The following is a 21,738-nucleotide window of genomic DNA, read 5'->3' on the forward strand; positions in this document are numbered from 1 at the left end:
GCGGCGGCCACGGCGGCGTCGGCGGCGGCCACGGCGTCGCGCGCGGCGGCCAGCCGGGGCGGGAGCGCGTCGAGCGCGGCCTCCAGCCGCGCCATCCTCGGCGCGAGCCGCTCGGCGAACCCGTTCAGGCTCCGCGTGATCTGCGCCAGCCGCTCGGTGGACGCGACGAACGCGCGGCGCGCGGCGTCGAACTCGGCCGGGGTCCGCTCCTGGCCGTCGAGGTCGTGGGCGTCCAGCACGGAGATGTAGGCGGCGGACGCGGCGTCGGCGGCGTCCGACAGCTCGGCGAACTCGCGGCGGGCGGGCGCGGCCGCGGCGGCGTCGAGGTCCGCGAAGACGGTGATCCGGCCGTCGAGGTACTTCTGCGCCTGGTCCATGTCGTAGAAGGCGGCGGCGGCCGCCTCCCTCGCCTCGACCGCCGCGGCGGACGCCTGCGCGCCCCGGCCGCGCCGGCGCTGGTCGCCCGGTCCCCGCAACGCCGCGCCTCCCTCGCTCCGCACCGACGGTGCCCCAGTTCCGACAGTGCCCAAGGTAACGCTCTCGCGAAAGTTGGAACGGATAGCATCACTGCTACGTCGATATAGCGAGGCGCCGGGGCGGCGCCCGTTACGGCATGCGATCTTGGAGGCCTCTCGTGGGTGTCAGTCTCAGCAAGGGCGGCAACGTCTCGCTCACCAAGCAGGCCCCGGGGCTCAGCGCGGTGACCGTCGGGCTCGGCTGGGACCTGCGGACCACCACGGGCACCGACTTCGACCTCGACGCCTCGGCGCTGGTGCTGGACGGCTCCGGCAAGATCATCACGGACCAGCACTTCGTGTTCTTCAACAACCTGCGCACGCCGGACGGCGGCGTCGAGCACACCGGCGACAACACCACCGGCGCCGGCGAGGGCGACGACGAGCAGATCAAGGTGAACTTCGGCGCGCTGCCCGCGACGGCGGAGCGGGTCGCGTTCGCGGTGTCGATCTACGAGGCGGACGCCCGCGGCCAGAACTTCGGCCAGGTGCGCAACGCCTACATCCGCGTCCTGAACCAGGGGGACGGCACCGAGCTGGCCCGCTACGACCTCTCCGAGGACGCCTCGATGGAGACCGCGATGGTCTTCGGCGAGCTCTACCGCGCCGGATCCGACTGGAAGTTCCGGGCGGTCGGGCAGGGGTACGCCTCCGGTCTGGCCGGAATCGCCACCGACTTCGGCGTCAACCTCTGATCCGTACCCCCCACCGGGAAGGGAGTGGCCCGAACAATGGGAGTCTCACTCGCCAAGGGCGGCAACGTCTCGCTGACGAAGGCCGCGCCCAACCTCACCGCCGTCTCCGTCGGGCTCGGCTGGGACGTGCGCGCCACCACCGGCGCCGACTTCGACCTGGACGCGTCCGCGCTGATGCTCGGCGCCTCCGGCAAGGTCATGTCCGACCAGCACTTCGTGTTCTTCAACAACCTGAAGAGCCCGGACGGGTCCGTCGAGCACACCGGCGACAACCTGACCGGCGAGGGCGAGGGCGACGACGAGTCGATCAACGTCGACCTCACCGGCGTGCCGGCCGAGTGCGAGCGCATCGTCTTCCCGGTGTCGATCTACGACGCCGACAACCGGCACCAGAACTTCGGCCAGGTGCGCAACGCCTTCATCCGCATCGTCAACCGCTCCGACGGCAACGAGCTCGCCCGGTTCGACCTCACCGAGGACGCCTCCACCGAGACGGCCATGGTGTTCGGCGAGCTGTACCGGCACAACGGCGAGTGGAAGTTCAGGGCCGTCGGCCAGGGGTACGCCTCGGGTCTGGCGGGCATCGCCCTGGACTTCGGCGTGAACGTCGGCTGACGGAAACCGGTGGTCCCCGCAACCCGGCCCTTCGGGCCATCCCACCTAGCAGAGATACGCGCATGATTCTTCGCACCTTCGGGTGGTCCTTCGCCGTCACGGTCGTCGGCCTGCTCATCGCCCTGCTCTACGACGGGCCGACCGGGCTGGCGCTGGTCGCCGTGCTGGCGGTCCTGGAGATCTCGCTGTCGTTCGACAACGCCGTGGTCAACGCCAAGGTGCTCGACCGCATGAGCCCCTTCTGGCAGAAGATCTTCCTGACCGTCGGCATCGCCATCGCCGTGTTCGGCATGCGGCTCGTGTTCCCGCTGCTGATCGTCGGGATCACCGCGCAGCTGAACCCGGTCGAGGCGTTCGACCTGGCGATCAACGACTCCGACCGCTACCACCACCTGATGACGGACGCCTACCCGATGATCGCGGCGTTCGGCGGCATGTTCCTGATGATGCTGTTCCTGGACTTCGTGTTCGAGGAGCGGGCCGACAAGTGGCTGCCGTGGCTGGAGAAGCCGCTCGCGCGCATCGGCAAGCTGGACCAGCTCTCGGTGGTCGTCGCCGGCGGCTCGCTGGCGTTCGTCGCCGGCCTGTACGCCGAGAAGCCCGGCGACGTCATGATCGCCGGCGTGCTCGGCATGGTGACCTACATCCTGGTCAACGGGCTCGGCGAGCTGTTCTCCGAGGCCGGCGTGGACGACGACGAGGCCGAGGACGGCGCGGACGGGGCCGGCGACGAGGCCGGCGACGGCGCGTCCGCGAAGGGGGCCGCCGGGGCCCCGGCGCGGTCGGGGCCGAGCTCGCTGGCCCTGGCCACCGGCAAGGCCGGGTTCTTCCTGTTCCTGTACCTGGAGGTGCTGGACGCCTCGTTCAGCTTCGACGGCGTCATCGGCGCGTTCGCGATCAGCACCGACCCGATCATCATCGCGCTGGGCCTCGGCATCGGCGCCATGTACATCCGGTCGCTGACGGTGTTCCTCGTCCGGAAGGGCACCCTGCACGAGTACGTCTACCTGGAGCACGGCGCCCACTGGGCCATCGGCGCGCTCGCGGTCTGCATGCTGGTCAGCATCGGCCACCACGTCCCCGAGTGGATCACCGGCGGGCTCGGCGCCGGCCTGATCATCGCCGCGTTCGCCAGCTCCGTCGTCCGCAACCGCGGCGGCGGCGAGCGGCCCCCGGCGGCGCGTCCCGGCGAGGACAAGCAGCTCCACTCCAGCAAGCTCTGACGAGCCGGATCTCTCGAAGCCAGCACCCCGCGACGTCATCACCGAAGGAGCCGACGACGATGTCGATCTCTCTGCAGAAGGGGCAGAAGGTCTCGCTCGCCAAGCCCGGCGGCGGCACGCTCACCCGCGTCCGGATGGGCCTCGGCTGGGACGCCGTCGTCAAGAAGGGCCTGTTCGGCAAGGGCAAGGCCCAGTCCATCGACCTGGACGCGTCGTGCCTGCTGTTCGACGCCGCCGGCAACCTCGCCGACTCGGTGTGGTTCCGCCAGCTGCGCAGCAAGGACGGCTCCGTCCAGCACACCGGCGACAACCTCACCGGCGCGGGCGAGGGCGACGACGAGGTCATCAACGTGGACCTCCAGCGCGTCCCCGCCAACGTCACCCAGCTCGTCTTCACGGTGAACTCGTTCACCGGGCAGGACTTCTCGCAGATCGAGAACGCCTTCTGCCGGCTGGTCGACGAGTCCACCGGGCAGGAGATCGCCCGCTACGACCTGAGCGGCGCGGGGCGGCACAACGCCCAGATCATGGCGAAGGTGTCGCGGGACGGGCAGGGCTGGACGATGACGGCGATCGGCGCCACCGCCACCGGCCGGACGTTCCAGCACCTGCTGCCGGCGGTGTCCGCGCACCTGTGACGGCCGCGCGCGCCGCCCGGGTCCCGCGGAGACCCCGGCGGCGCCGCGCGCCCGCCTCCCCGGCGTCCCCCCAGGGGACCGGGTCCCGCCTCCGAACGCGATCTTCGCGTACTCGGCCGGTTTCGCCATGATCGGATGTAAGTGATCGCGTTTTGGGCGAAAAGGTGCTTTCGCCGACTACCATCGGACAGTTCCGGGGGAGGGATCTCGGAGGGGACCGACGATCCGCGCGCAGCGGTCCATTCCTGAGGGGAACTTGTGAATGCGGCATTTCGATCACATTGACGCCACGTACCGCAAGCACCTCTTCTACCGCCACCCCCGGCGCTTCGACCGCCACGACGACCCGGCGGTGCTGGCGGTGGCGCTCGGCGCGACGCTCTACACCCCCGCGACGCGTCCCCGGCTCGCCGAGGACATCCGCAAGGCGGCCCGGCGCGGCGTGATGAGCCTGGTCGTGTGCCTGGAGGACGCGATCGCCGACGCCGACGTGGCGGCGGGCGAGGCCAACGCGGTCGCCCAGCTGCGGGCGCTGCACGCGAGCGGCGACGACGTGCCGCTGCTGTTCGTCCGGGTCCGCGAGCCCGCCCAGATCGGCGCGCTGACCGACCGGCTCGGCGACGCCGCCGCGCTGGTCACCGGGTTCGTGCTGCCGAAGTTCACCGCCGCGGCGGGGGCGGCGTTCCTGGACGCGCTGGAGGAGACGGCCGCGCGGACCGGCCTGCGGCTGCTGGCGATGCCGGTGATCGAGAGCGCCGAGGCGGTGTACGCCGAGACCCGCGGCGGCATGCTCGACGACGTGGCGCGGCTGCTCGCCAAGCACCGCGACCGGGTCCTCGCGGTCCGGCTCGGCGCGACGGACATGTCGGCGGCCTACGGGCTGCGCCGCCCGCCGGACCTGACGATCTACGACATCCGGCCCGTCGCGGGGGTGATCTGCGACGTGGTCAACATCCTCGGCCGCGCCGACGGCACGGGGTACGTCGTGACCGGGCCGGTCTGGGAGTACTTCTCGGCGGGCGAGCGGATGTTCAAGCCGCAGCTCCGCCAGTCGCCGTTCGAGCGGCAGCAGGCCGCGCCGCTGCGGCAGCGGCTGATCACCGCCGATCTGGACGGGCTGATCCGCGAGGTGCACCTGGACAAGGCCAACGGCCTCACCGGCAAGACCGTGATCCATCCCAGCCATGTGGCGGCCGTCCACGCGCTGTCGGTGGTCACGCACGAGGAGTACTGCGACGCCGCCGACATCCTCGGCGTCGCCGGAGGGGGCGCGATGGCCAGCTCGTACGCGAACAAGATGAACGAGGCGAAGCCGCACCGGGCGTGGGCCGAGCGGCTGCTGCTGCGCGCCCAGGTGTTCGGCGTGGCGGCGGAGGGCGTTACCTTCGTGGAGCTGCTGGAAGCGGCGGGCAGCCGGTGATCCGTTCTGGGGACGGCGGCGTGACGTGGCCCGGCACGTGGGTGGCGGAGCGTCTCGGGGTGCGGCTCTCGGACGGCCCAGACGCCGGGATCGCCGGAGTCCGCCTGACGGATCTGGTGGGTTTGGCCGTTCGGCGGAACCCGCGCCGGGCGCACCTGCTGGTCTCGGCGGTCCTCGGAAAGCACGTCCCCACCGACCCTCGCCTGGTGTACGGGGCCGGGCTACTGCTCGGTGACCTCGTGCGCGCGCGCCTGCGCGACGAGAACCCCTCCAGTCGCGGGACCCTTCTTTCGGATGCGCTCGGAAGTGTTCCGGGTGCCGCTGCGGCGCTCCGCGATTCGCTGTGCGAGCCGTCCGCGCCGGTGGACGCTTTCGTGCTCGGCTATGCGGAAACGGCCACCGCGCTAGGGCATTCCGTCGCGGACGCCTTGGGCGGCGCCTACTACCTGCACTCGACCCGCCGTCCCTTGGACGGATTCGCGACCTACGGCGGATTCGAGGAAGAGCACAGCCACGCCACGAGCCACCTCCTCCTCCCAGCCGACCCGGCGGCGCTCGACCGGGACGTTCCCGCCGTCCTCGTGGACGACGAACTGTCCACGGGACGGACGGTCCTCAACACCATCGAGGCCCTGCACGCCGTCCGTCCGAGGCGCCACTACGTCCTCGCGGCCCTGGTCGACCTGCGCGGCGAGGACGACCGGGCCCGGATGCGCGCGCTCGCCGCCCGCCTGGGCGTCCGCATCGACGCCGTCGCGCTCGCCCGAGGCCGCGTGGAACTGCCAGACGGCGTCCTGGAGGCCGGTCAGGCGCTCGTGGAGGACCTGTCCGCCCGTCCTTCTCCCTCGCTCACACCCACGCCCGGACAGGCCGCCACGGGCCGGTTCACCGTCACCCGCGCGGCCCTGGACTGGCCCGCCGGGCTGCCCGACGGCGGACGGCACGGCTTCCTCCCGGCACACCGCGCCAGGCTGGAGAAGGACCTGCCGCGCATGGCCGACGCCCTGGCGGACGCACTCGGCCCGGGAGCCTCCCGCGTGCTGGTCCTCGGCTTCGAGGAGCTGATGTACGCGCCGCTGCGGCTGGCGGAGGCGCTGGCCGACGCCCTGCCCGGCGCCGACGTCCGCTACTCGACGACCACCCGCTCGCCGGTCCTGGCCGTGGACGACCCGGGTTACGCCATCAGGACGCGGCTGGCGTTCCCGTCCCACGACGACCCGTCCGACGGGCCGGGGGAGCGCTACGCCTACAACGTGTCCTCCGCCTTCGACCGGATCGTGTTCGTCGTGGACGACGTAGGCGACACCCCAGAACTGGCCAACGGACTACTGGAACGGCTGCGCGCGCTTGCCCCCGTGCTGCTCGCGACGATCCCGTCCCACAGGAGGGAACCGTGACCCTGCCCACACCCCTGCGCGGACCGGACTTCGGCAGCTACCCGGCGGAAGACGTCACATGGCTGCTCAAGGACCTGTCGGACGTCCAACTGGAGGCGCCCACAGAGGAGCGCGAGGCGGCCATCCAGGCCGGACGGGCCCACTACGCCGAATCGCTGCCCCAGGAGTACCAGCCGGGACCCGAGTACCAGAGGCTGTTCCAGAAGGCGCTGGAGGCGTCCGCGGAACGCGTCGCCTACGCGGCCGGGCTCATGACCGAGATGATCCTCGCCGAGCGCGGCCCCGACGCGACCCTGGTCTCGCTCGCCCGCGCCGGAACCCCGGTCGGCATCCTGGCGCGCCGCTGGGCGCGCTTCGCGCACGGCCTCGACCTGCCGCACTACGCGATCAGCATCGTCCGGGGCAGGGGCATCGACACCGTCGCCCTCCGCTACCTGGCCGAGCACCACGACCCGTCCACGGTGATGTTCGTGGACGGCTGGACCGGCAAGGGCGCGATCGCCCGCGAGCTCGCCGCCGCCCTGGAGGACCACGCGCCGGAGGCCCGCTTCCCGTCCGACCTCGCCGTCCTGGCGGACCCCGGCCGGTGCACGCCCCTCTACGGCACCCGCGACGACTTCCTGATCCCGTCGGCCTGCCTCAACTCGACCGTGTCCGGACTCGTCAGCCGCACCGTCCTCAACCGGGACCTCATCGGCCCCGGCGACTTCCACGGCGCGAAGTTCTACGCGGACCTCGCCGACGACGACGTCTCGAACCACTTCCTCGACACCGTCTGCGCCTACTTCCCCAACGTCGCCGACAGGGTCGAGAAGGACTTCCCGGATCTGCGCTCCGCCGACCGGACGCCCGACTGGTCCGGCTGGGACACCGTCCGCCGCGTGGGTCTCGCGCACGGCGTGGACGACCTCAACCTCGTCAAGCCGGGCGTGGGGGAGACCACCCGTGTGCTCCTGCGCCGCGTCCCTTGGAAAATCCTCGCCCGCCCTGACGCCGCCCCGGACCTCATGCACATCCAGCTCCTCGCAGACGAACGCGACGTGCCCGTCCTGCCGGTGGACGACATCCCGTACGCATGCATGGGCCTGATCCACCCCAAGTTCGGCCAGGGAGCCGTCCAGTGACCGTCCTCGTCTGCTCCGACCTGGACCGCACCCTCATCTACTCACCGAGCTCACTCGCCCTGGACGGCCCCGACGAGGCCATGCCGCGCCTCCTCTGCGTGGAGCTCTACCAGGGCGCGCCCCTGTCGCACCTGACCGAGACGGCCGCGCGGACCCTGGAGGCCCTCGCCGCGGCCTCCACCTTCGTCCCCACGACCACCCGGACACCCGAGCAGTACCGGCGCGTCCACCTACTGGAGAAGCCGCCCTCCTACGCGATCTGCGCCAACGGCGGCCGCATCCTCGTGGACGGGACCGAGGATCCCGACTGGTCCCGCTCCGTCGACACCCAGATGAAGGAAGGCTGCGTCCCACTCCTGGAGGTCCAGGACTACCTCGCTCAGGCGAGCGGAGACTTCGTCCTGAAGAGGCGTACCGCGTCCGACCTGTTCGCGTACACGGTCGTCGACCGCGCCGCCCTCCCCGGCACCTGGGTCGAGGACCTCACCGGCTGGTGCGCCGAACGCGGCTGGCGGACGTCCCTGCAAGGCCGCAAGGTCTACTGCCTGCCCGCGTCCCTCACCAAGGCCGCGGCCGCCGCCGAGGTCGCCCGCCGCACCGGCGCGGCCGCCATGCTCGCCGCCGGCGACTCCCTCCTCGACATCGAGCTCCTCGAAGCCGCCGACGCCGCCGTCCGCCCCGCCCACGGCGAGCTGCACGACACCGGCTGGACGTCCCCCGGCACCGCCGTGACCGCCGCTCGCGGCGTCGCCGCCGGCGAGGAGATCGCCGGCTGGCTGCTGGAACGGGCCACCGCACTGGGATAAATCACGGCGCGGCGACGCTTCCCGTCGAGAATCGACGGCCGCCAAAGGGTCGTCGCGGACGCCTTCTCCGGTCACAATCACGGGTGAACCGTCGACGCACGACCGCGACCGGGAGGTCACTCTGAGCACATGAGCTCCCGTCTCACCGGCGACGAGACCGCGCTGTGGCAGGCCGCGGCCCGGGTGCTCGACGCCAACTGGACCGGAACGGCGACCGCCGCGTCGCCGGGCCTCTACCCCCACCAGTGGAGCTGGGACTCCGCGTTCGTCAGCATGGGCCTGGCCCGCCACCGGCCCGACCGCGCCGAAGCCGAGCTCCTCTGCCTGTTCCGCGGCCAGTGGGCCGACGGGATGCTCCCGCACATCGTCTTCAACACGAGCCTCGCCCGGCACGCCTTCTTCCCCGGCCCCGAGCTCTGGCGCAGCGACCGGCAGCCCGCCGCCCCCCGCGGCGTCCACACCTCCGGCCTCACCCAGCCCCCGCTGCACGCCCTCGCCGCCCTGCGCCTGCACGAATGCGCCCCCGACACCGACGGCAGCCGCGCCTTCCTCGCCCGCCTCTACCCGATGCTCGTCGCCCAGCACCGCTACCTCGCCCGTGCCCGCGACCTCGCCTCAAGCGGCCTCATCGCCATCTGCCATCCCTGGGAGTCCGGCCTCGACAACAGCCCCGCCTGGGACCGCCCCCTCGGCGCCCTCCAGCTCCCGCCCACCGCCTACGCGCCCGGCCACGTCCCCCGCACCCTTCCCACCGGCGAGGACTACGACCGCTACGTCTGGCTCGTCACCCTCATGCGCGAAGCCGGATACGCCCCCGAATACCTCCGCGACGCCCACCCCTTCGCCGTCGAGGACCCCCTCGTCAACGCCACCTACCTCGCCTCGGCGCACGCCCTCGCCGAGATCGCCGAGATCCTCCACGAGGACCCCGCCCCGCACCGCGAGGCCGCCGACCGCGTCCACCACGCCCTGCTCGACCGGCTCTGGGACCGCGACACCGGCTGCTTCCGCGCCCGCGACCTCCGCGACGACCGCCTCCTGCCCGTCGTCACCGCCGCGTCCTTCGGGCCGCTCCTCGACCCGCGGCTCCCCGCGCCGATCGTCCGCAACCTCGTGGACCTGCTGCTGTCCGCCCGCTTCGCCGGAGCCGCCGGCTACCCCGTCCCCACCTGCGACATCCAGGCCCCCGCCTTCGACCGCGGCGGCTACTGGCGCGGACCCACCTGGATCAGCACCAACTGGCTCCTCTGGTACGGCTCCCTCGCCCACGACCTCCCGGTCGTCGCGGACCTCCTCTACGGGTCCACGATGCGGCTCGTCCGCCAGTCCGGCTTCCGCGAGTTCTTCGACCCCTTCGACGGGACGGGCCGCGGCGGCCACGACCACTCCTGGTCCGCCGCCCTCGTCCTCGACCTCCTCGGCGCCCGCCGCGCCCCCCAGGCGGCCTGATCGCCTACCGTGGCACCCATGCGCCTACTCCGCCGGGTGCCCTCCGGCGTCACCCTTGAGCGAGGCGAACGCGCCCTCGCGTCCGCCGCCACCCGCGGCGGCTCCCACGTCGTGGCCACCACCACGGCCCTGCACCTGCCGACCCCCGGCGGCATGGCCCGCATCCCCTGGGAACGCGTCGACCAGGCCTCCTGGAAGGACGGCTGGCTCCACGTCCACGAGACGTCCGGCGGAGCCGAGCACCACGTCCGCCTCACCGACCCCGGGTCCGTCCCCGAGACCGTCCGCGAGCGCGTCACCGCCACCATCGCCGTCAACCACCAGGCCAGGCTGCCCGGCGGCGGCAAGGTCCGCATCGCCGGACGCCGCCCGGCGTCCGGCGGCGACGTGCGCTGGTCCTTCGTCTTCGACGCGGGCCTCGATCCGGACGACCCGGGCCTGCGCGCCCAGGCCGAGCAGCTCCTCGAAGACCTCCGCCGCCAGACCGGCCTCTGACAGGACCGGCCCTCACGATCTCCAAAAATCTACGCTCACCGAAGTAGATTCCCGCGCCCCCATGGGCTATAGTTTCTGTCATCGAAGAGCACAAGGTCCGAGATGAGCGGCAGCTGACGAACTGCCCGCACGGATGGAAGAAGCGGGCCGGACGTGCCGGGGTCAGCGCAGTGGAAGGGACCCCGGCAGCCGGCTCCGCAACCGGGGGCCAACGGGCCGTCGGCGAAGTGAACGCAAGTAACGCAAGTAGGAAGAACACGGAAGGAGGGTCTCGGCACCATCGGGATCGCCCGTCGCAGGCTCCAGTCACGCCGCGCGGGTACCGCAGACCATGGTGGCCTGCGGTCACGCATCCGCGATCCCCGCGCCCACAAGGCAGGCGCGCCCGATGAAACCGGCCCCGACGCCGGAGGAATGGTGTTGTACCTCACGGCCCCGGCGCCGCCCGATGGCGCCGGGGCCCCGATGTTCGCCGACCCGCCGATGACAGCACAGAAGGTCATGTGAGAGCACCCCAGCCGGCCGGAACCGGCACCCACCCCGGAATACCAGCGGACCCCGACACCGGGGCCGACAAACTGGACGACAAACTCGACGACGAGGACTACCCCGCCTACAGCATGGGCCGTGCCGCCGAGATCCTCGGCGTCACCCCGGGGTTCCTGCGCGGCCTGGACGCCGCCAAGCTGTTCGTCCCGCAACGCTCGGCCGGCGGCCACCGCCGCTACTCCCGCTACCAGCTGCGCCTGGCCCAGCGCGCCCGCGACCTGGTCGACCAGGGCACCGCACTGGAAGCGGCCTGCCGCATCATCATCCTGGAAGACCAGCTCGCCGAGGCGCAGCGCATCAACGCCCAGCTCCAGCAGCGCATCGACCAGACCAGCGAGCACAACTGACGGGCCCGCCAGAGGAGCCCGAAACTCCCGCGAACAATGCGACGGCGCCCAGGCGCACGCCTGGGCGCCGAACGACGGGAGGCCCGACATCATGGACGGTCCCGACTTCTGGCTCCGCCTGGAGTACCGCGTCTGCAGTGAACTCGAAGGCTTCGAGGACAGACGCATCCGCTTCCTCTCCTGCGACGGCTTGTCACCCGAGCACATCGACCTGGAGGCACCGGAGCCCTGCATACGCGGACGCGCGTGGATCCACGGCCATCAGGACAGCCGCTGGACCTTCACCCTGTTCATCGGCCAGCCCCGATCCGAAGCGGAGATCGACTGGCCTGCCCTGCTGCCCGCCGAAGACCGGACGGGCTGGCTGACTCCCGACGTGGCAGCCAGAACCCTGACGATGAGCCCACTCGCGAGCCTCCCCGACGGCGATACGCCGCTCGGACGGCAACGCACCTGAGCCGGGAAAGCGCGACGGCGCCCAGGCGTACGCCTGGGCGCCGTCGCGGGGCTCGGCACTAGGTGCCGGTGACCGTCGGCTCGGCCTTGTGCCGTCCCGGCAGCTGCTCGGGCACCCGGTCCTTCGCCGAAGCGGTCAGGCTGCCCGCCTTCTCCTTGGCGACCTCGGCGAACTCACCGCCCTTCGCCTGCAGCGTCCCGGTGACCTCCTGGACCTTCGGGTTCTCCGACACCTGCCGCGACAGCCGCTTCAACTGCTCGTACCGCTCGCGCCCGGCCCGCGTCCCGAGGACGTAGCCGATCGCGGCGCCCGCGATGAACGTGTACTTCATGCCAATCTCCCAGGTCGGGGGCTCAACGTTCCCGCCCCATACCCACGATCGCGCCCTTCATCCACCCCCGCCGATACACGTGCGCGAACAGTCCCGCACATGCGCTAACCTAGACGCGCTGGCAGGGGCCCAGAACCCCGCCGGCCCGCACGATCCCGCGTAGCTCAATCGGCAGAGCAGCCGGCTGTTAACCGGCAGGTTATTGGTTCGAGTCCAATCGCGGGAGCTTCCTTTCGCCAAGAAACTCTCGAATCAGGCACGCTTCCGGTATCGGTGGCGTGCTTGTTCGCTTTGCCGATGTGCCTGGCCGGTGAGAGTGCTGGGACGCCCTGGGTGTCGTCATCATGGACGCGCGGTGTGGTGCGCGACATGGGCGGAGGGCCATGGACGAGGGTTCCGGTGTGCGCCGAGTCGAAGACCGGCCGGGGCATGAACTGAGTCCCGTGGAGTACGAGCGGGCCGTCGCCGAGCTCGTCCGTGCCAGCGAGCAGGAGGTCCTGGACTGGCGGGTCGCCCATCTCGACGAGGTGCCGGGGACCGACGGGACCTATGTCATCGACGTCACCGTGCGGTTCCGGCTGCTCGGGGCGGAGTTCCTCATGCTGTTCGAGTGCAAGCGGCACGCGTCGCCGGTCAAGCGCGAGCATGTGCAGGTGCTGAACGACAAGCTCCGCTCCACGGGTGCGCACAAAGGCGTCCTGGTGGCGACGTCCGGGTTCCAGAGCGGGGCGCTGGAGTACGCGCGCGTCCACGGCATCGCCTGCGTCCGGCTCGTTGACGACTCCTGGACGTACGAGACGCGTGACGGTGACCGGGTCGACGGGGTGCGTCCCCAGTACTCGGCGTATCTGAGCCGCCTCACGAAGGCGGGCGCAGTGAACGTTCTGCTGAGCGAGCGGCCTGATCGGCTCAGCAGTTTCCTTTTCGGCCTCGTCTAGATCCCTGCGTGGATCTGGCCCGCCCACAGGGTCGGGGCGTCGAGGTAGGTGGCGCGGAGGCGATGCAGGGCGTGGTGGAGGGCGTGGGCCGCGCGGGCGGCGTCCGGGGGTCGTGTGCCCTCGCCGGTCAGTTCGGTGTAGATCTCTTCGGCCGCCTGGGTGGCGACCCGGTCGTTGATCGGCCACAGGGTGCCGATCGTGGCGCGGAAGCCGGCGAGCTGGAACGCGGCGGTGATGTGGACGGCCTCGTCGACGAGGCGGGGGTGCGTGTCGGACGTGCCGCACGCGGACAGGTAGGCGAGGTCGGCGCCGGCCAGGTCGAGCCGGGAGATCTCCGCGACCGTCAGGGGGCTCGCCGAGTGGTCGTGGAGAAGGAGCCGGCCCGCGTCCGGGGCGTCCCAGCCGGACGTGGCGTGGCAGGCGAAGTGGGCCACGGAGTGCCGGGGGAGCGCGGACAGGACGGCCTGGCGGGTCGCGTGCCGCGACCGGAGGATCGTCGGTTCCGTGAGCAGGCGGCTCACCCGGTGCGCCTCGTCGTCCGCGCCCGGGAGCGGTGGTGCGTCCGGCGTCTCCGGCATGGCGACGATGAGCGCGGGCCGGGCCTCCGGGGAGGACGGCGCCGGGTTCCGCCGGGCGTAGGCCAGCGCGCGGATCGTGGGGGTATAGGACGAGACGACCCGGTCCATAACGGTGCGAGGTGGAGTGTCGGTGAGGAGGTCGTGGTGGTGGCCGGCCGCGTGCAGGGGCAGGTACGCCATGACGCCGACCGAGCACCACCAGATTCGCGGCCAGCCGTCCTCGGGCGCGGCGGTGTGCCCGAGGGCGGTGAGGATCGGCGCGGCCGTGGTGTCCCACAGCCAGCCGAGGACGTCGTGCAGTTCGGCCTCGGCGCGCCTGCGGCCGGACGCGTCCGGTGCGGTGACGGCGGCGCGGCGGGCGGCGAGGAACCGGTCGCCCTGCTCGTAGGCGGCCTGCTCGGTGAGGGCGGGGAGGGGGACGTGCCTGACCGGCCGTGCGGTGTCGCCGGTCACGATCAGGGCGTCGCAGCGGTCCCGGTCGGTGGTCACCAGGACGATCGGCCCGGCGTCCGCCTGGCGCCGCAGCTCGTCGATGGACGGCGGGGCGAGGAATCCCGCGAGGCCCGGCCGGGCGTGGACGCGGTCGAGCAGCCCGTCCCAGGCGGCCGCCGCCGCGCGGCGCCGGTCGGCGATCGTGCGATCGCCCTCACTGCCGGGGGTCGGCGTGGGATCGAGGCGGGCCAGGTCGTCGCGGAGCCGGACGAACTCGTCGACGAGGTCGGGGGCATGAGCGCGCAGCCGATCTACTTCGGTGCGAGAGTCCATGTCCTCTCTGAGGAGCAGGCCGCGGGACTGTTCGAGCAGTTCCACGGCCCGCTGGGGCCGGCCGGCGGCGAGAGCGGTGGCGGCCACCTGCCCGGCGATCCCGGCCTCCTCGCCGAGCTGGTGCTCGCGGTCGGCGCGCCGCAGGTCCCGGGGAGCGACCAGCGGCAGCAGGCTTACCACCGTCTCGATCGCGCCGAGCGCGGCCTCCGGCGGGCAGATCCTGGCGAGGGACCGCTCGGCGCTGATCCGGTCCTCGACGGTGGCGGCAGGGTGGGCCGTCGCCCGCTTCAGGACGGCTTGGGCCTCGTCCCGGGCTGACTCATCCCCGGTGTGGCGGTGGAGGAGGACGAGCGCCGAGCCCAGTACGCACAGGTAACCGGGGAGCTCGGACCAGTTGTCGTGGCTGGCGGCGACGGCGGCGCGTCCGGCGGCGACGGCCTCACGGAGGGTGGCCGGGTCTCCGGTGTGGCGGAATTGCAGCGTGAGCCCGACGGCGAGGTTGTTGAGGTTGCGAGGTCGGAAAGCGTGACCCTCGGGGGTGGCGGCCACGGCGGCGCGGGACAGGTCGGCCGCCTCGGCCCAGTGGCGGGGATCCTCCGTGCGTCCGGCCAGCGCGTACAGGGAGTTCGCCAGGCTCGACAGGTACCGCGCGCGGTCCGGGTGGTCGTCGTTGATCAGCTCCAGCGCCGCCGCCCCGGCTTGGACGGCTCCGGACAGCGCCTGCGGATCCCCCGTCCGGTCGGCGAGGGTCCGCAGGGTGTTGCCGAGATTGAGCAGCCGACCCGCCCGCGCCGGGTGGTCGTCCGGTGTGGCCGCCAGGGAGGCCCGGTGCGCGTCCACCGCCTCGCTGAGGACGGCGAGATCACCGGTCCGCTCGAACGACGTGCGCAGGGACACGCCCAGATTCGCCAGGCACATGCCCCGATGCGGATGCTCCTGGGGGAAGGCGGCCAAGGCCCGGTGCCCGGTGTCGATGGCCTCGCGCAGCACATCCGGATCACCCGTGCGCTCGAACAGGGCCTGCAAGATCCCGCCGAGGCCGGTCAGGCGGCCGGGCAGTTCCGGGTCGCCGGACGGGGTGGTCCGCACCGAGGCCCGGAAGGCGGTGACCGCCTCGTCCAGCGTCTCCGCCTCGCCGGTCGACTCGTACAGCTTGCGCGCCATGCCGCCGAGTTCGTTCAGATGGTCGGCTCGCGTTGCGGCGTCGGCCGTGTCGCCGACGAGGGCCCGCCGGACGTCGACCGCCTCCCGCAGTGCCTCAATGTCCCCGATGTGGTTGGACAGCGTGAAGAGGGCGGTCGAGAGGAAGGCGCGGCGGGACGGATCGACGCGGGCGCCCTCGCGGAGGACGGCGACCATCTCCCGGAGCGCGTCCACCTCGCCGAAGTCGTCGTACCAGCTCGCCAGGGCGCTGAGCAGGTTGGACATGCACAGGTCCCATTTCGGGTGATCGGACGGGACCAGAGCCAGCGCCGACCGGAACTGCTCAAGCGCCCCTTGGAGGGCTTCGAGGTCACCGGCCCGCTCGTACCACTCCATGAACACGACACCGTGGTCGGTGAGGTCGGCCGGATCGGAATCTGCAAGGGTTTCCCGATCGGTATGGTCAGGATGCGGCCCGTCCTCCCCTCCCAGGACCAGATCCTCGGGGATGAGGAGGTCGTCCTCCGGTGGCATGGCGGAGACCCCCTGCTGCGTGTAGTACTCGTGCAGCGGCTCGGGGACGGAGGAGGGGTCCGCGGCGAACACCGAGCGGAATGCGATGACGGCGCATTCCAGGTCCTCCTCGACCTCCTCCACCGGCAGCGCCAGGACCCGGAGCCAGCACAGCCAGCCGATCTCGTGGCACGCCTCGGCGTCGGGGCCGGACCCGTTCGCGGAGAGGAACGCCACGAGAGCGCTCACCTCTAGCGTGGCGTCCGGATCGAGCACCGGCGCCGGGTCACCGGTCTCGCGAGCACGGGCGACCCGCGCCCGGATGGCGGCCAGGAGTTCGTTCCGCATCCGTGCCTTCCCGCTGGAGCGCCCGCGCGTCCCGCCGACCTTATCCGGCATCGGACAGGTGGGGCGGGATGTTCGGAAGGCGTTGTTCGAGCTGCTGGGACGGGTAGTGGGCGGGTATGGGGGACGCAGGTGGAGAGGCCGGGCACGGGGGTGATCACATCCCTGTGGACGCCCCGGCCGCCGAGCGCGACGCTGCACTGGCCGCGCCGGTCAACGGCCTGGCGGACGCGGCGATGGCGCTGGACGAGTTCACCATGGCCGGCGCCGTGGAGTCGGCCCTCCGCGCGGAGGGCGTCGCGGCGGCCTGGGACACGGTGCTGGTGCCGGTGCTCGTCGGGATCGGGCGCAAGCACGAGGCGACCGGCAGGTACGTGGAGGTGGAGCATCTGCTGTCGGCGGTGGTGTCGCGCTGCCTGGTCGCGGTGACGCCGCCCGCGGTCGCCTTCCCGGGCGGGCACGGCCGCAGCCCCGTGGTGCTGGCGTGCGCTCCGGACGAGCAGCACAGCCTGCCGCTTCTCGCGCTGGCCGCCGCGCTGGCCGAGGCGGGCGTCCCGAGGCTGATGCTGGGGGCGCGTGTGCCGGCGTCCGCCCTGGCGTCCGCGATCGACCGGGTTGAGGCGCACGCGGTGTTCGTCTGGTCGCAGCTTCCCGAGACCGGCGACCCGTCCTGGCTCAACGATCTGCCGTCCACGCGTCCTCCACTACGGGTCGTGGTCGGCGGGCCCGGGTGGGACGGAGAACGGCTTCCGCCCGCGGTGTCCCTCGTGACGTCCGTGTCCACCGCGCTGGACGCCCTGTGCGGGGCCTACCGCTGAACGCCGTCAGCGCGCGGTCCGTGCCGGTTCCGGCGGCTGCTCGGCGCCGGCCAGTGCCGGTTCCGGACGGCCCAGGGCGCGGAAGCGCAGGGCGATCTGCATCTCGAACCGCCAGTCGGGATCGTGGAGGCGTTCCCCGAAGCGATCTTCGAGCTGCCGCATCCGGTAGCGGGCCGTCTGCGGGTGGATGTTGAGCCGCGCGGCCACCTCGCGCAGGGCCGATCCGCTGTCCAGCCAGGTCAGCAGTGTTTCCGAGAGCCGGGTACGGCGTTCCGGCGGGCAGTCGGAGAACGCCGCCAGCGCCCGCCGGACGAGGATCCGGAGGCACTCCTCGTCGCCGAGCATGGTGAGCGACGGCAGATGCTCGTCGCAGCGCACATGCCCTTCGGCGCCCGGCAGCACGCCCCGGAGCATCAGCGCCAGGCCCCGCCGGGCGAGCCGGAGGGACAGCGCCGCCTCCTCCAGCGGCACGACCGGCCCGATGGCGTAGGCGACGCCGTTGAGCCCCCGGCGCAGCATCTCGTACCGTCCCGCCGCGTCCGGCGCGGGGACGAGCAGGCAGGGGTCGGGGCGTTCGAGATCGGTCAGGACGTCGGCGTCGAGCGCCGGCGAGAGCCGCCCGCCCGCGGTGAAGACGTCGTCCACGGCGACGCAGGCGACGCTGCCGGGCAGCCGCCACCTCGCCTCGCGCGCGAGGTCGGCGACCGGCCGCGGGCTGAAGCCGAGCTCGGACAGGAGCGCTCCAAGGAGCCGCTTCCGGTTCTCTCCGAGCGTCGCCGCGGCGTCCTCGTAGAGCCGCTCGAACAGGTCCACGGCCTGCGCCGAGACGAGCTCCATGCACGCGAAGGTCCGCTCGGCGAGGACCGACACCTCGTCCGGCGTGAAGCCCGCGCGGTTGCCCGCCGCGGCGAAGTGCCGCCAGGCGACGCGGGCGCCGATCTGCGAGAGCGCCAGCAACGTGTTGAGGTCGCATCCGTTGAGGAACGCGTCCCGGATGAACGAGCCGTACCTCTCGGCGTCGTCGTCCAGGACGGGAGCGCCCGCCGCGACCCTGTCGACGAACCTGCGCACCATCTCCTCGATGCCCCGCCTGGCCTGGGATCCGGCGTCGAGGCGGAACAGGGCATCGGCCTTGGGCACGTGCGCCCGCATCTCCTCGATGAGCTCGTCCACGAGTACCGGCAGTCCGGCCCGTACGATGTCCGCGATCGCGGTGGCCGCCGGGGCGCGGTCCGGCAGGACGGTCGGCGCGTGCCGTTGGGGTGGCGCGTGTGCGGGCACGGATCCTCCTTCGTGCGGGAGCACACCGGTGGACGCGGCCGGGCCACGCGACGCCCGGCTCACCGGTGGGAGCGTGCTCGGAGTCGCAGGTGTCGAGGGGCCACGGCGAGCCGCGGGTCGTGCATCGCGCGCATCGACCTCACCTCGCTCGTCGGGACCGGCTCCGGCAAGTATGGATCGCCGCCGAGGGAATGTAAATCGACATCTTAAAAACCGCAAATGGCGTTATCAGCTACGAGAGGATTGATCTCTCAACTGAATGTGAGATTCTCAAACGCGGCGTCGCGACCTGGGGCCGCGGCGGGCGCCGAGGTCATGGCGCGTTGCCGATCACCGTGGACGGGCGCTGCCGGGCGTGGGGATCGCGACGGCGGTGTACGGCGTGTCCGGGGTCGCCGGGGTGTCGAAGCGGGCGTTGGGGAGGTACAGCCGGGACCCGAAAGCGGCCACGGTCGCCGGGACGTCGAACCGCGGGTCGCCCACCCGCCGCACGACGCGGCCCTCGGTTCCCGCCGCGTTCAGCCGCAGGACCGTCACGACGTTGAGCCGGTTCTGCACCGCGTACATCGTCCGCCCGCGCAGCAGGAGACCGTCGCCTTCCACCAGCGACTCGCCGTGCAGGTCCACCCGCCGCGTCCGGCCGGACGGCTCGACGCGGAACAGCCCGCCGGTATTGGACTGCACCACGAGCAGGGCCCGGCCGTCCGGAGTGGGCGTGATGCCGTTGGCGTTGAAGCCGGTGCCGTACCTCAGGTCCCCGGTCAGCGGGATCCGCACCGGACGGGCGGGCAGCCGCCCGCCGCGCAACGGCAGCTTGTAGAGGACCGCGTTGGTGGAGTCGGTGATCCACGCCGCGCCTTTCGTGATGACGACGTCGTTGACGAAGGACGGGCCGGCCGCCAGCCGGTAGGAGGCCAGGATCCGCCCGGTGCGGACGTCGAGGACGCGCGCGTCGCCCCCCGTGCCTCCCGCCACGAACAGCCGGCCGTACGGGTCGATCTTCATTCCCAGGGACGGCGTGCCCGGTCCGCGGCTGAAGACCGCGCCGCGTCCGGTGCGCAGGTCGACGCGGTACACGGAGCCGTCGGCCATCGAGCCGATGTAGGCGAACGGGCCGGCGCCGATGGCGATGCCCTCGGGCTGGAAGCCGTCGGGGAGGGCCAGCGTCGTCGGGGGAGTCCCGGCCCGCTGGTCCGATGCCGCCGCGGGGCCGGCGGTGGCGATGGTCATCGTGAGCGCGGGAACGATCGCACCGAGGATCGTGATCGGGAGCTTCATGTGCCGCTCTTTCCGTCGTATGAGGTCAACGCCGGCAGTCTGGCCCGGGAACGATCAATGAGTCCAACACATGTCCGTCATCTCATCGATCTCGGATCACGATTGATCCGTCCACGCGGAAGCGGAGCCGCGGAAGCGCCGGTCGCATGATGCGCGAAAACGTCACTGATGACGACGGGGAAAGCGTTATCGCGTCCGTTCCGCGTGAATTGAAGTGTGAAGTCTTGGCCGAAATCTGCCAGATACCGAGCGCTTATGGACGCCGAAACCGTGAGAGGCTGAGGTGATGACGAGCGGATCGGGGGAGGATGCCGGAAATGGGACCTACTAGATGGGCGCTGCCCGTGGTCGTGGGCACCGTGATCCTTTTCGGCTCGGTCTCCTGTAAGGACTCCGGGAATTCGGATGGTCCGGGCGGATCGGGTGGCGCCACGAACTCGGCGCCGGGCCGCGGCCCGGACAACGTCAACCCGACACCGGTGCAGCCGACCGCGACACGGCCACCGGACGATTCCGGTGATTCCGGCACCGATGACCCCGGCGGTTCGAGTCCCTGAGCCGGGTGCCGCCGAACCCGTCCGCCGCCGAAGACACGGACGACTCCCCGGAACGCCGCCCGGCCGGGTGGGCGGCCGGCCTCCAGGCCCTCGGCCAGGTCCTCGCGCAGACGACGCTGATCGTCGCGGTGCTGTACTACTTCGGCTGGGCGCGCAGTTACGCGCTGTACCCCTATTTCGGGATCGAGCCGTCGATGCTGCGGTTCTCGGTCGCCGACTACGTGCTGCGCAGCGTCACCGTGACCGTCCAGCCGCTGGTCATCGCCGCCCTCGCGGTCCTGGGGCTGCCGCTGGCGCACCGCCTGCTGAAGAGGGCGGTCGCGCGGCAGGTCTCCGGCGGCCACCGGCTCCTCCTGCGCGCCGTCGTCATCGGCTGCGCCGGCGTCGGAATCACGCTCTGCGTGGCCGGGCTCCTCGGTTTCTACAATGTCATCGTCTACAGCACCCGGCAGCCGATCGTTCCCATTCTCATCGGTGCCGGAGTGGTGCTGGTGGTGTACGCGATCTCCTGGCGAGGAGCCACCCCGGAAATTCCCGCTCCCGCGGCAATCGAGGGCCTTCAGGCGGCCGTTCTGGTCGTCCTCGCCGCGGTATTGATCCTCTGGGCCGTCGGGGTCTACGCGAACCTCGACGGGACGGAATCGGCTCGGACGATCGAACGCCGCCTTGCCGAGCGTCCACCCGTCACCGTCTACAGCAAGACGGATCTGAGCCTGTCGGCGCCGGGAACGGGTCTCAAGGCCGAACGACTCCGCGTGACCCGGGGAGAGTACGTCTACCGCTACACCGGGCTGCGGCTCCTCACTTATTCAAATGGCAGATACATCCTCCTGCCCGAGCACTGGGCCCATGCGCGAGACCCTGCTTTCGTCCTCGACGAGCGCGACGGCCTGAGATTCGAGATCCGCCACGCCTGAGCGCCCCCGGCCGACCTTCACTGCACGGTGCGAGCGAGGATGCCGAGGGTCGCGCGCAACGCGGTCTGGGGGATGACCGGGAAGGTCAGGGCGCTGCGGTACCGCTCGCCGGTCCGGCTCCAGTCGCAGTACGACGTGACCCGCGTCCCCGTCTCCGTGGGTTCGAGCAGGTAGCCGTAGCGGTGGTCGATTCCCTCGGCGACCGTCCACTCGATGTGCGCGTCGCGCTCGAACCGCGTGATCGTCACGGTGACGTCGTACTTCCCGAGATCGATGTCACCCAGCGCCTCCCGGTCCATATGGACGACGAACGTGTCGCCGACACCCTTGACGGGATCCCCTTCCGCCGATTGCAGCATTCCGGAGCTGTCGATCGCCACGTGCCCGTGCGGATCGCACAGCAGGTCGAACACCTTCTCCGGTGGCGCTTCGATCTCGCGCTGGGCCTCGACCCGGTCCTCCGCCATGATCTCCCCTTGTATCGAGGGTCATTCTCGCTGACTGAGAATATCAATCTCGGCGGAGGCCGCCGGGACGGGGGTCG

The 21,738-nt window shown here is 71.7% G+C and carries 20 protein-coding genes, 1 tRNA gene and 1 pseudogene; 16 read left to right on the top strand and 6 right to left on the bottom strand.

All coding sequences use genetic code 11. The features are described 5' to 3' along the window. Window positions 1–476 (bottom strand): annotated as a pseudogene (locus E1300_RS16200) (molecular chaperone DnaJ); the annotation flags it as partial. Window positions 477–634: 158 nt separating this feature from the next. Between E1300_RS16200 and E1300_RS16205 the strand changes: the two are divergent. From E1300_RS16205 to E1300_RS16255, 12 genes are all read left to right on the top strand, one after another. Beyond that, window positions 635–1,210, top strand: a complete 576-nt coding sequence (locus E1300_RS16205) for a TerD family protein (RefSeq protein WP_131757833.1) — start codon at window positions 635–637, stop codon at window positions 1,208–1,210. A gap of 36 nt (window positions 1,211–1,246) precedes the next feature. Beyond that, window positions 1,247–1,825 carry a TerD family protein gene (locus tag E1300_RS16210; RefSeq protein WP_131757834.1) on the top strand — a complete coding sequence of 193 codons (579 nt, stop codon included), beginning with the start codon at window positions 1,247–1,249 and terminating at the stop codon, window positions 1,823–1,825. Window positions 1,826–1,887: 62 nt separating this feature from the next. After that, window positions 1,888–3,048, top strand: a complete 1,161-nt coding sequence (locus tag E1300_RS16215) for a DUF475 domain-containing protein (RefSeq protein WP_131757835.1) — start codon at window positions 1,888–1,890, stop codon at window positions 3,046–3,048. A 59-nt stretch (window positions 3,049–3,107) separates the two neighbouring features. Then, a complete protein-coding gene (locus E1300_RS16220; RefSeq protein WP_131757836.1) occupies window positions 3,108–3,686 on the top strand; it encodes a TerD family protein in 579 nt (192 codons plus the stop codon). 262 nt (window positions 3,687–3,948) lie between these two features. Continuing rightward, window positions 3,949–5,106 (top strand): HpcH/HpaI aldolase/citrate lyase family protein, encoded by a 1,158-nt coding sequence (locus E1300_RS16225; RefSeq protein WP_131757837.1) that lies wholly within the window; start codon window positions 3,949–3,951, stop codon window positions 5,104–5,106. A 116-nt stretch (window positions 5,107–5,222) separates the two neighbouring features. Continuing rightward, window positions 5,223–6,503: a phosphoribosyltransferase family protein gene (locus E1300_RS51580; RefSeq protein ID WP_242619181.1), complete on the top strand. Its 1,281-nt coding sequence runs from the start codon at window positions 5,223–5,225 to the stop codon at window positions 6,501–6,503. Beyond that, window positions 6,500–7,627: a cysteine protease StiP family protein gene (locus tag E1300_RS51585; protein ID WP_207399773.1), complete on the top strand. Its 1,128-nt coding sequence runs from the start codon at window positions 6,500–6,502 to the stop codon at window positions 7,625–7,627. The genes E1300_RS51580 and E1300_RS51585 overlap by 4 nt, the downstream gene beginning before the upstream one ends. Then, the gene (locus tag E1300_RS16235) at window positions 7,624–8,433 is read left to right on the top strand and encodes an HAD family hydrolase (RefSeq protein WP_131757838.1); all 810 of its coding nucleotides are present in this window, start codon (window positions 7,624–7,626) and stop codon (window positions 8,431–8,433) included. The genes E1300_RS51585 and E1300_RS16235 overlap by 4 nt, the downstream gene beginning before the upstream one ends. Window positions 8,434–8,562: 129 nt before the next feature. Next, a complete protein-coding gene (locus E1300_RS16240) occupies window positions 8,563–9,882 on the top strand; it encodes an MGH1-like glycoside hydrolase domain-containing protein (protein WP_131757839.1) in 1,320 nt (439 codons plus the stop codon). A gap of 18 nt (window positions 9,883–9,900) precedes the next feature. Then, window positions 9,901–10,377 carry a hypothetical protein gene (locus E1300_RS16245; protein WP_131757840.1) on the top strand — a complete coding sequence of 159 codons (477 nt, stop codon included), beginning with the start codon at window positions 9,901–9,903 and terminating at the stop codon, window positions 10,375–10,377. 620 nt (window positions 10,378–10,997) lie between these two features. Further along, the gene (locus tag E1300_RS16250) at window positions 10,998–11,273 is read left to right on the top strand and encodes a MerR family transcriptional regulator (RefSeq protein WP_131757882.1); all 276 of its coding nucleotides are present in this window, start codon (window positions 10,998–11,000) and stop codon (window positions 11,271–11,273) included. A 91-nt stretch (window positions 11,274–11,364) separates the two neighbouring features. Continuing rightward, window positions 11,365–11,730, top strand: a complete 366-nt coding sequence (locus tag E1300_RS16255) for a hypothetical protein (protein ID WP_131757841.1) — start codon at window positions 11,365–11,367, stop codon at window positions 11,728–11,730. 58 nt (window positions 11,731–11,788) lie between these two features. Here E1300_RS16255 and E1300_RS52490 read toward each other — a convergent pair whose 3' ends face one another. After that, window positions 11,789–12,061, bottom strand: coding sequence for a YtxH domain-containing protein (locus tag E1300_RS52490; RefSeq protein ID WP_131757842.1), 273 nt, complete (start codon window positions 12,059–12,061; stop codon window positions 11,789–11,791). A 153-nt stretch (window positions 12,062–12,214) separates the two neighbouring features. Between E1300_RS52490 and E1300_RS16265 the strand changes: the two genes are divergently transcribed. Next, window positions 12,215–12,287 (top strand) — tRNA-Asn (locus E1300_RS16265). A gap of 217 nt (window positions 12,288–12,504) precedes the next feature. Next, window positions 12,505–12,999 carry a restriction endonuclease gene (locus E1300_RS16270; protein ID WP_165502864.1) on the top strand — a complete coding sequence of 165 codons (495 nt, stop codon included), beginning with the start codon at window positions 12,505–12,507 and terminating at the stop codon, window positions 12,997–12,999. Here the strand turns inward: E1300_RS16270 and E1300_RS16275 are convergent. After that, window positions 12,996–16,346 carry a CHAT domain-containing protein gene (locus tag E1300_RS16275; protein ID WP_131757844.1) on the bottom strand — a complete coding sequence of 1,117 codons (3,351 nt, stop codon included), beginning with the start codon at window positions 16,344–16,346 and terminating at the stop codon, window positions 12,996–12,998. The genes E1300_RS16270 and E1300_RS16275 overlap by 4 nt on opposite strands. A 164-nt stretch (window positions 16,347–16,510) precedes the next feature. Here E1300_RS16275 and E1300_RS16280 point away from each other — a divergent pair, with 164 nt between their 5' ends. After that, on the top strand, window positions 16,511–17,161 hold the full coding sequence (locus E1300_RS16280; protein WP_165502865.1) for a B12-binding domain-containing protein: 651 nt from the start codon (window positions 16,511–16,513) through the stop codon (window positions 17,159–17,161). 6 nt (window positions 17,162–17,167) lie between these two features. On the opposite strand, the gene E1300_RS16285 is transcribed toward E1300_RS16280, so the two are convergent. Both E1300_RS16285 and E1300_RS16290 read right to left on the bottom strand, forming a co-directional pair. Continuing rightward, complete coding sequence (locus E1300_RS16285) at window positions 17,168–18,442, bottom strand: PucR family transcriptional regulator (RefSeq protein ID WP_131757846.1); 1,275 nt, start codon at window positions 18,440–18,442, stop codon at window positions 17,168–17,170. Between the two features lie 330 nt (window positions 18,443–18,772). After that, on the bottom strand, window positions 18,773–19,720 hold the full coding sequence (locus E1300_RS16290) for an NHL repeat-containing protein (RefSeq protein ID WP_131757847.1): 948 nt from the start codon (window positions 19,718–19,720) through the stop codon (window positions 18,773–18,775). A 562-nt stretch (window positions 19,721–20,282) separates the two neighbouring features. On the opposite strand from E1300_RS16290, the gene E1300_RS16295 reads away from it, so the two are divergent. Continuing rightward, window positions 20,283–21,194 (top strand): hypothetical protein, encoded by a 912-nt coding sequence (locus E1300_RS16295; RefSeq protein ID WP_131757848.1) that lies wholly within the window; start codon window positions 20,283–20,285, stop codon window positions 21,192–21,194. A 17-nt stretch (window positions 21,195–21,211) separates the two neighbouring features. Here the strand turns inward: E1300_RS16295 and E1300_RS16300 are convergent, their stop codons facing one another. Then, entirely contained in the window at window positions 21,212–21,661 is a 450-nt protein-coding gene (locus E1300_RS16300) for an SRPBCC family protein (protein ID WP_131757849.1), read from the bottom strand. Window positions 21,662–21,738 lie beyond the last annotated feature (77 nt).

Source organism: Actinomadura fibrosa, from assembly GCF_900659615.1.
In the GTDB taxonomy this organism is placed as follows: Bacteria; Actinomycetota; Actinomycetes; order Streptosporangiales; family Streptosporangiaceae; genus Spirillospora; species Spirillospora fibrosa.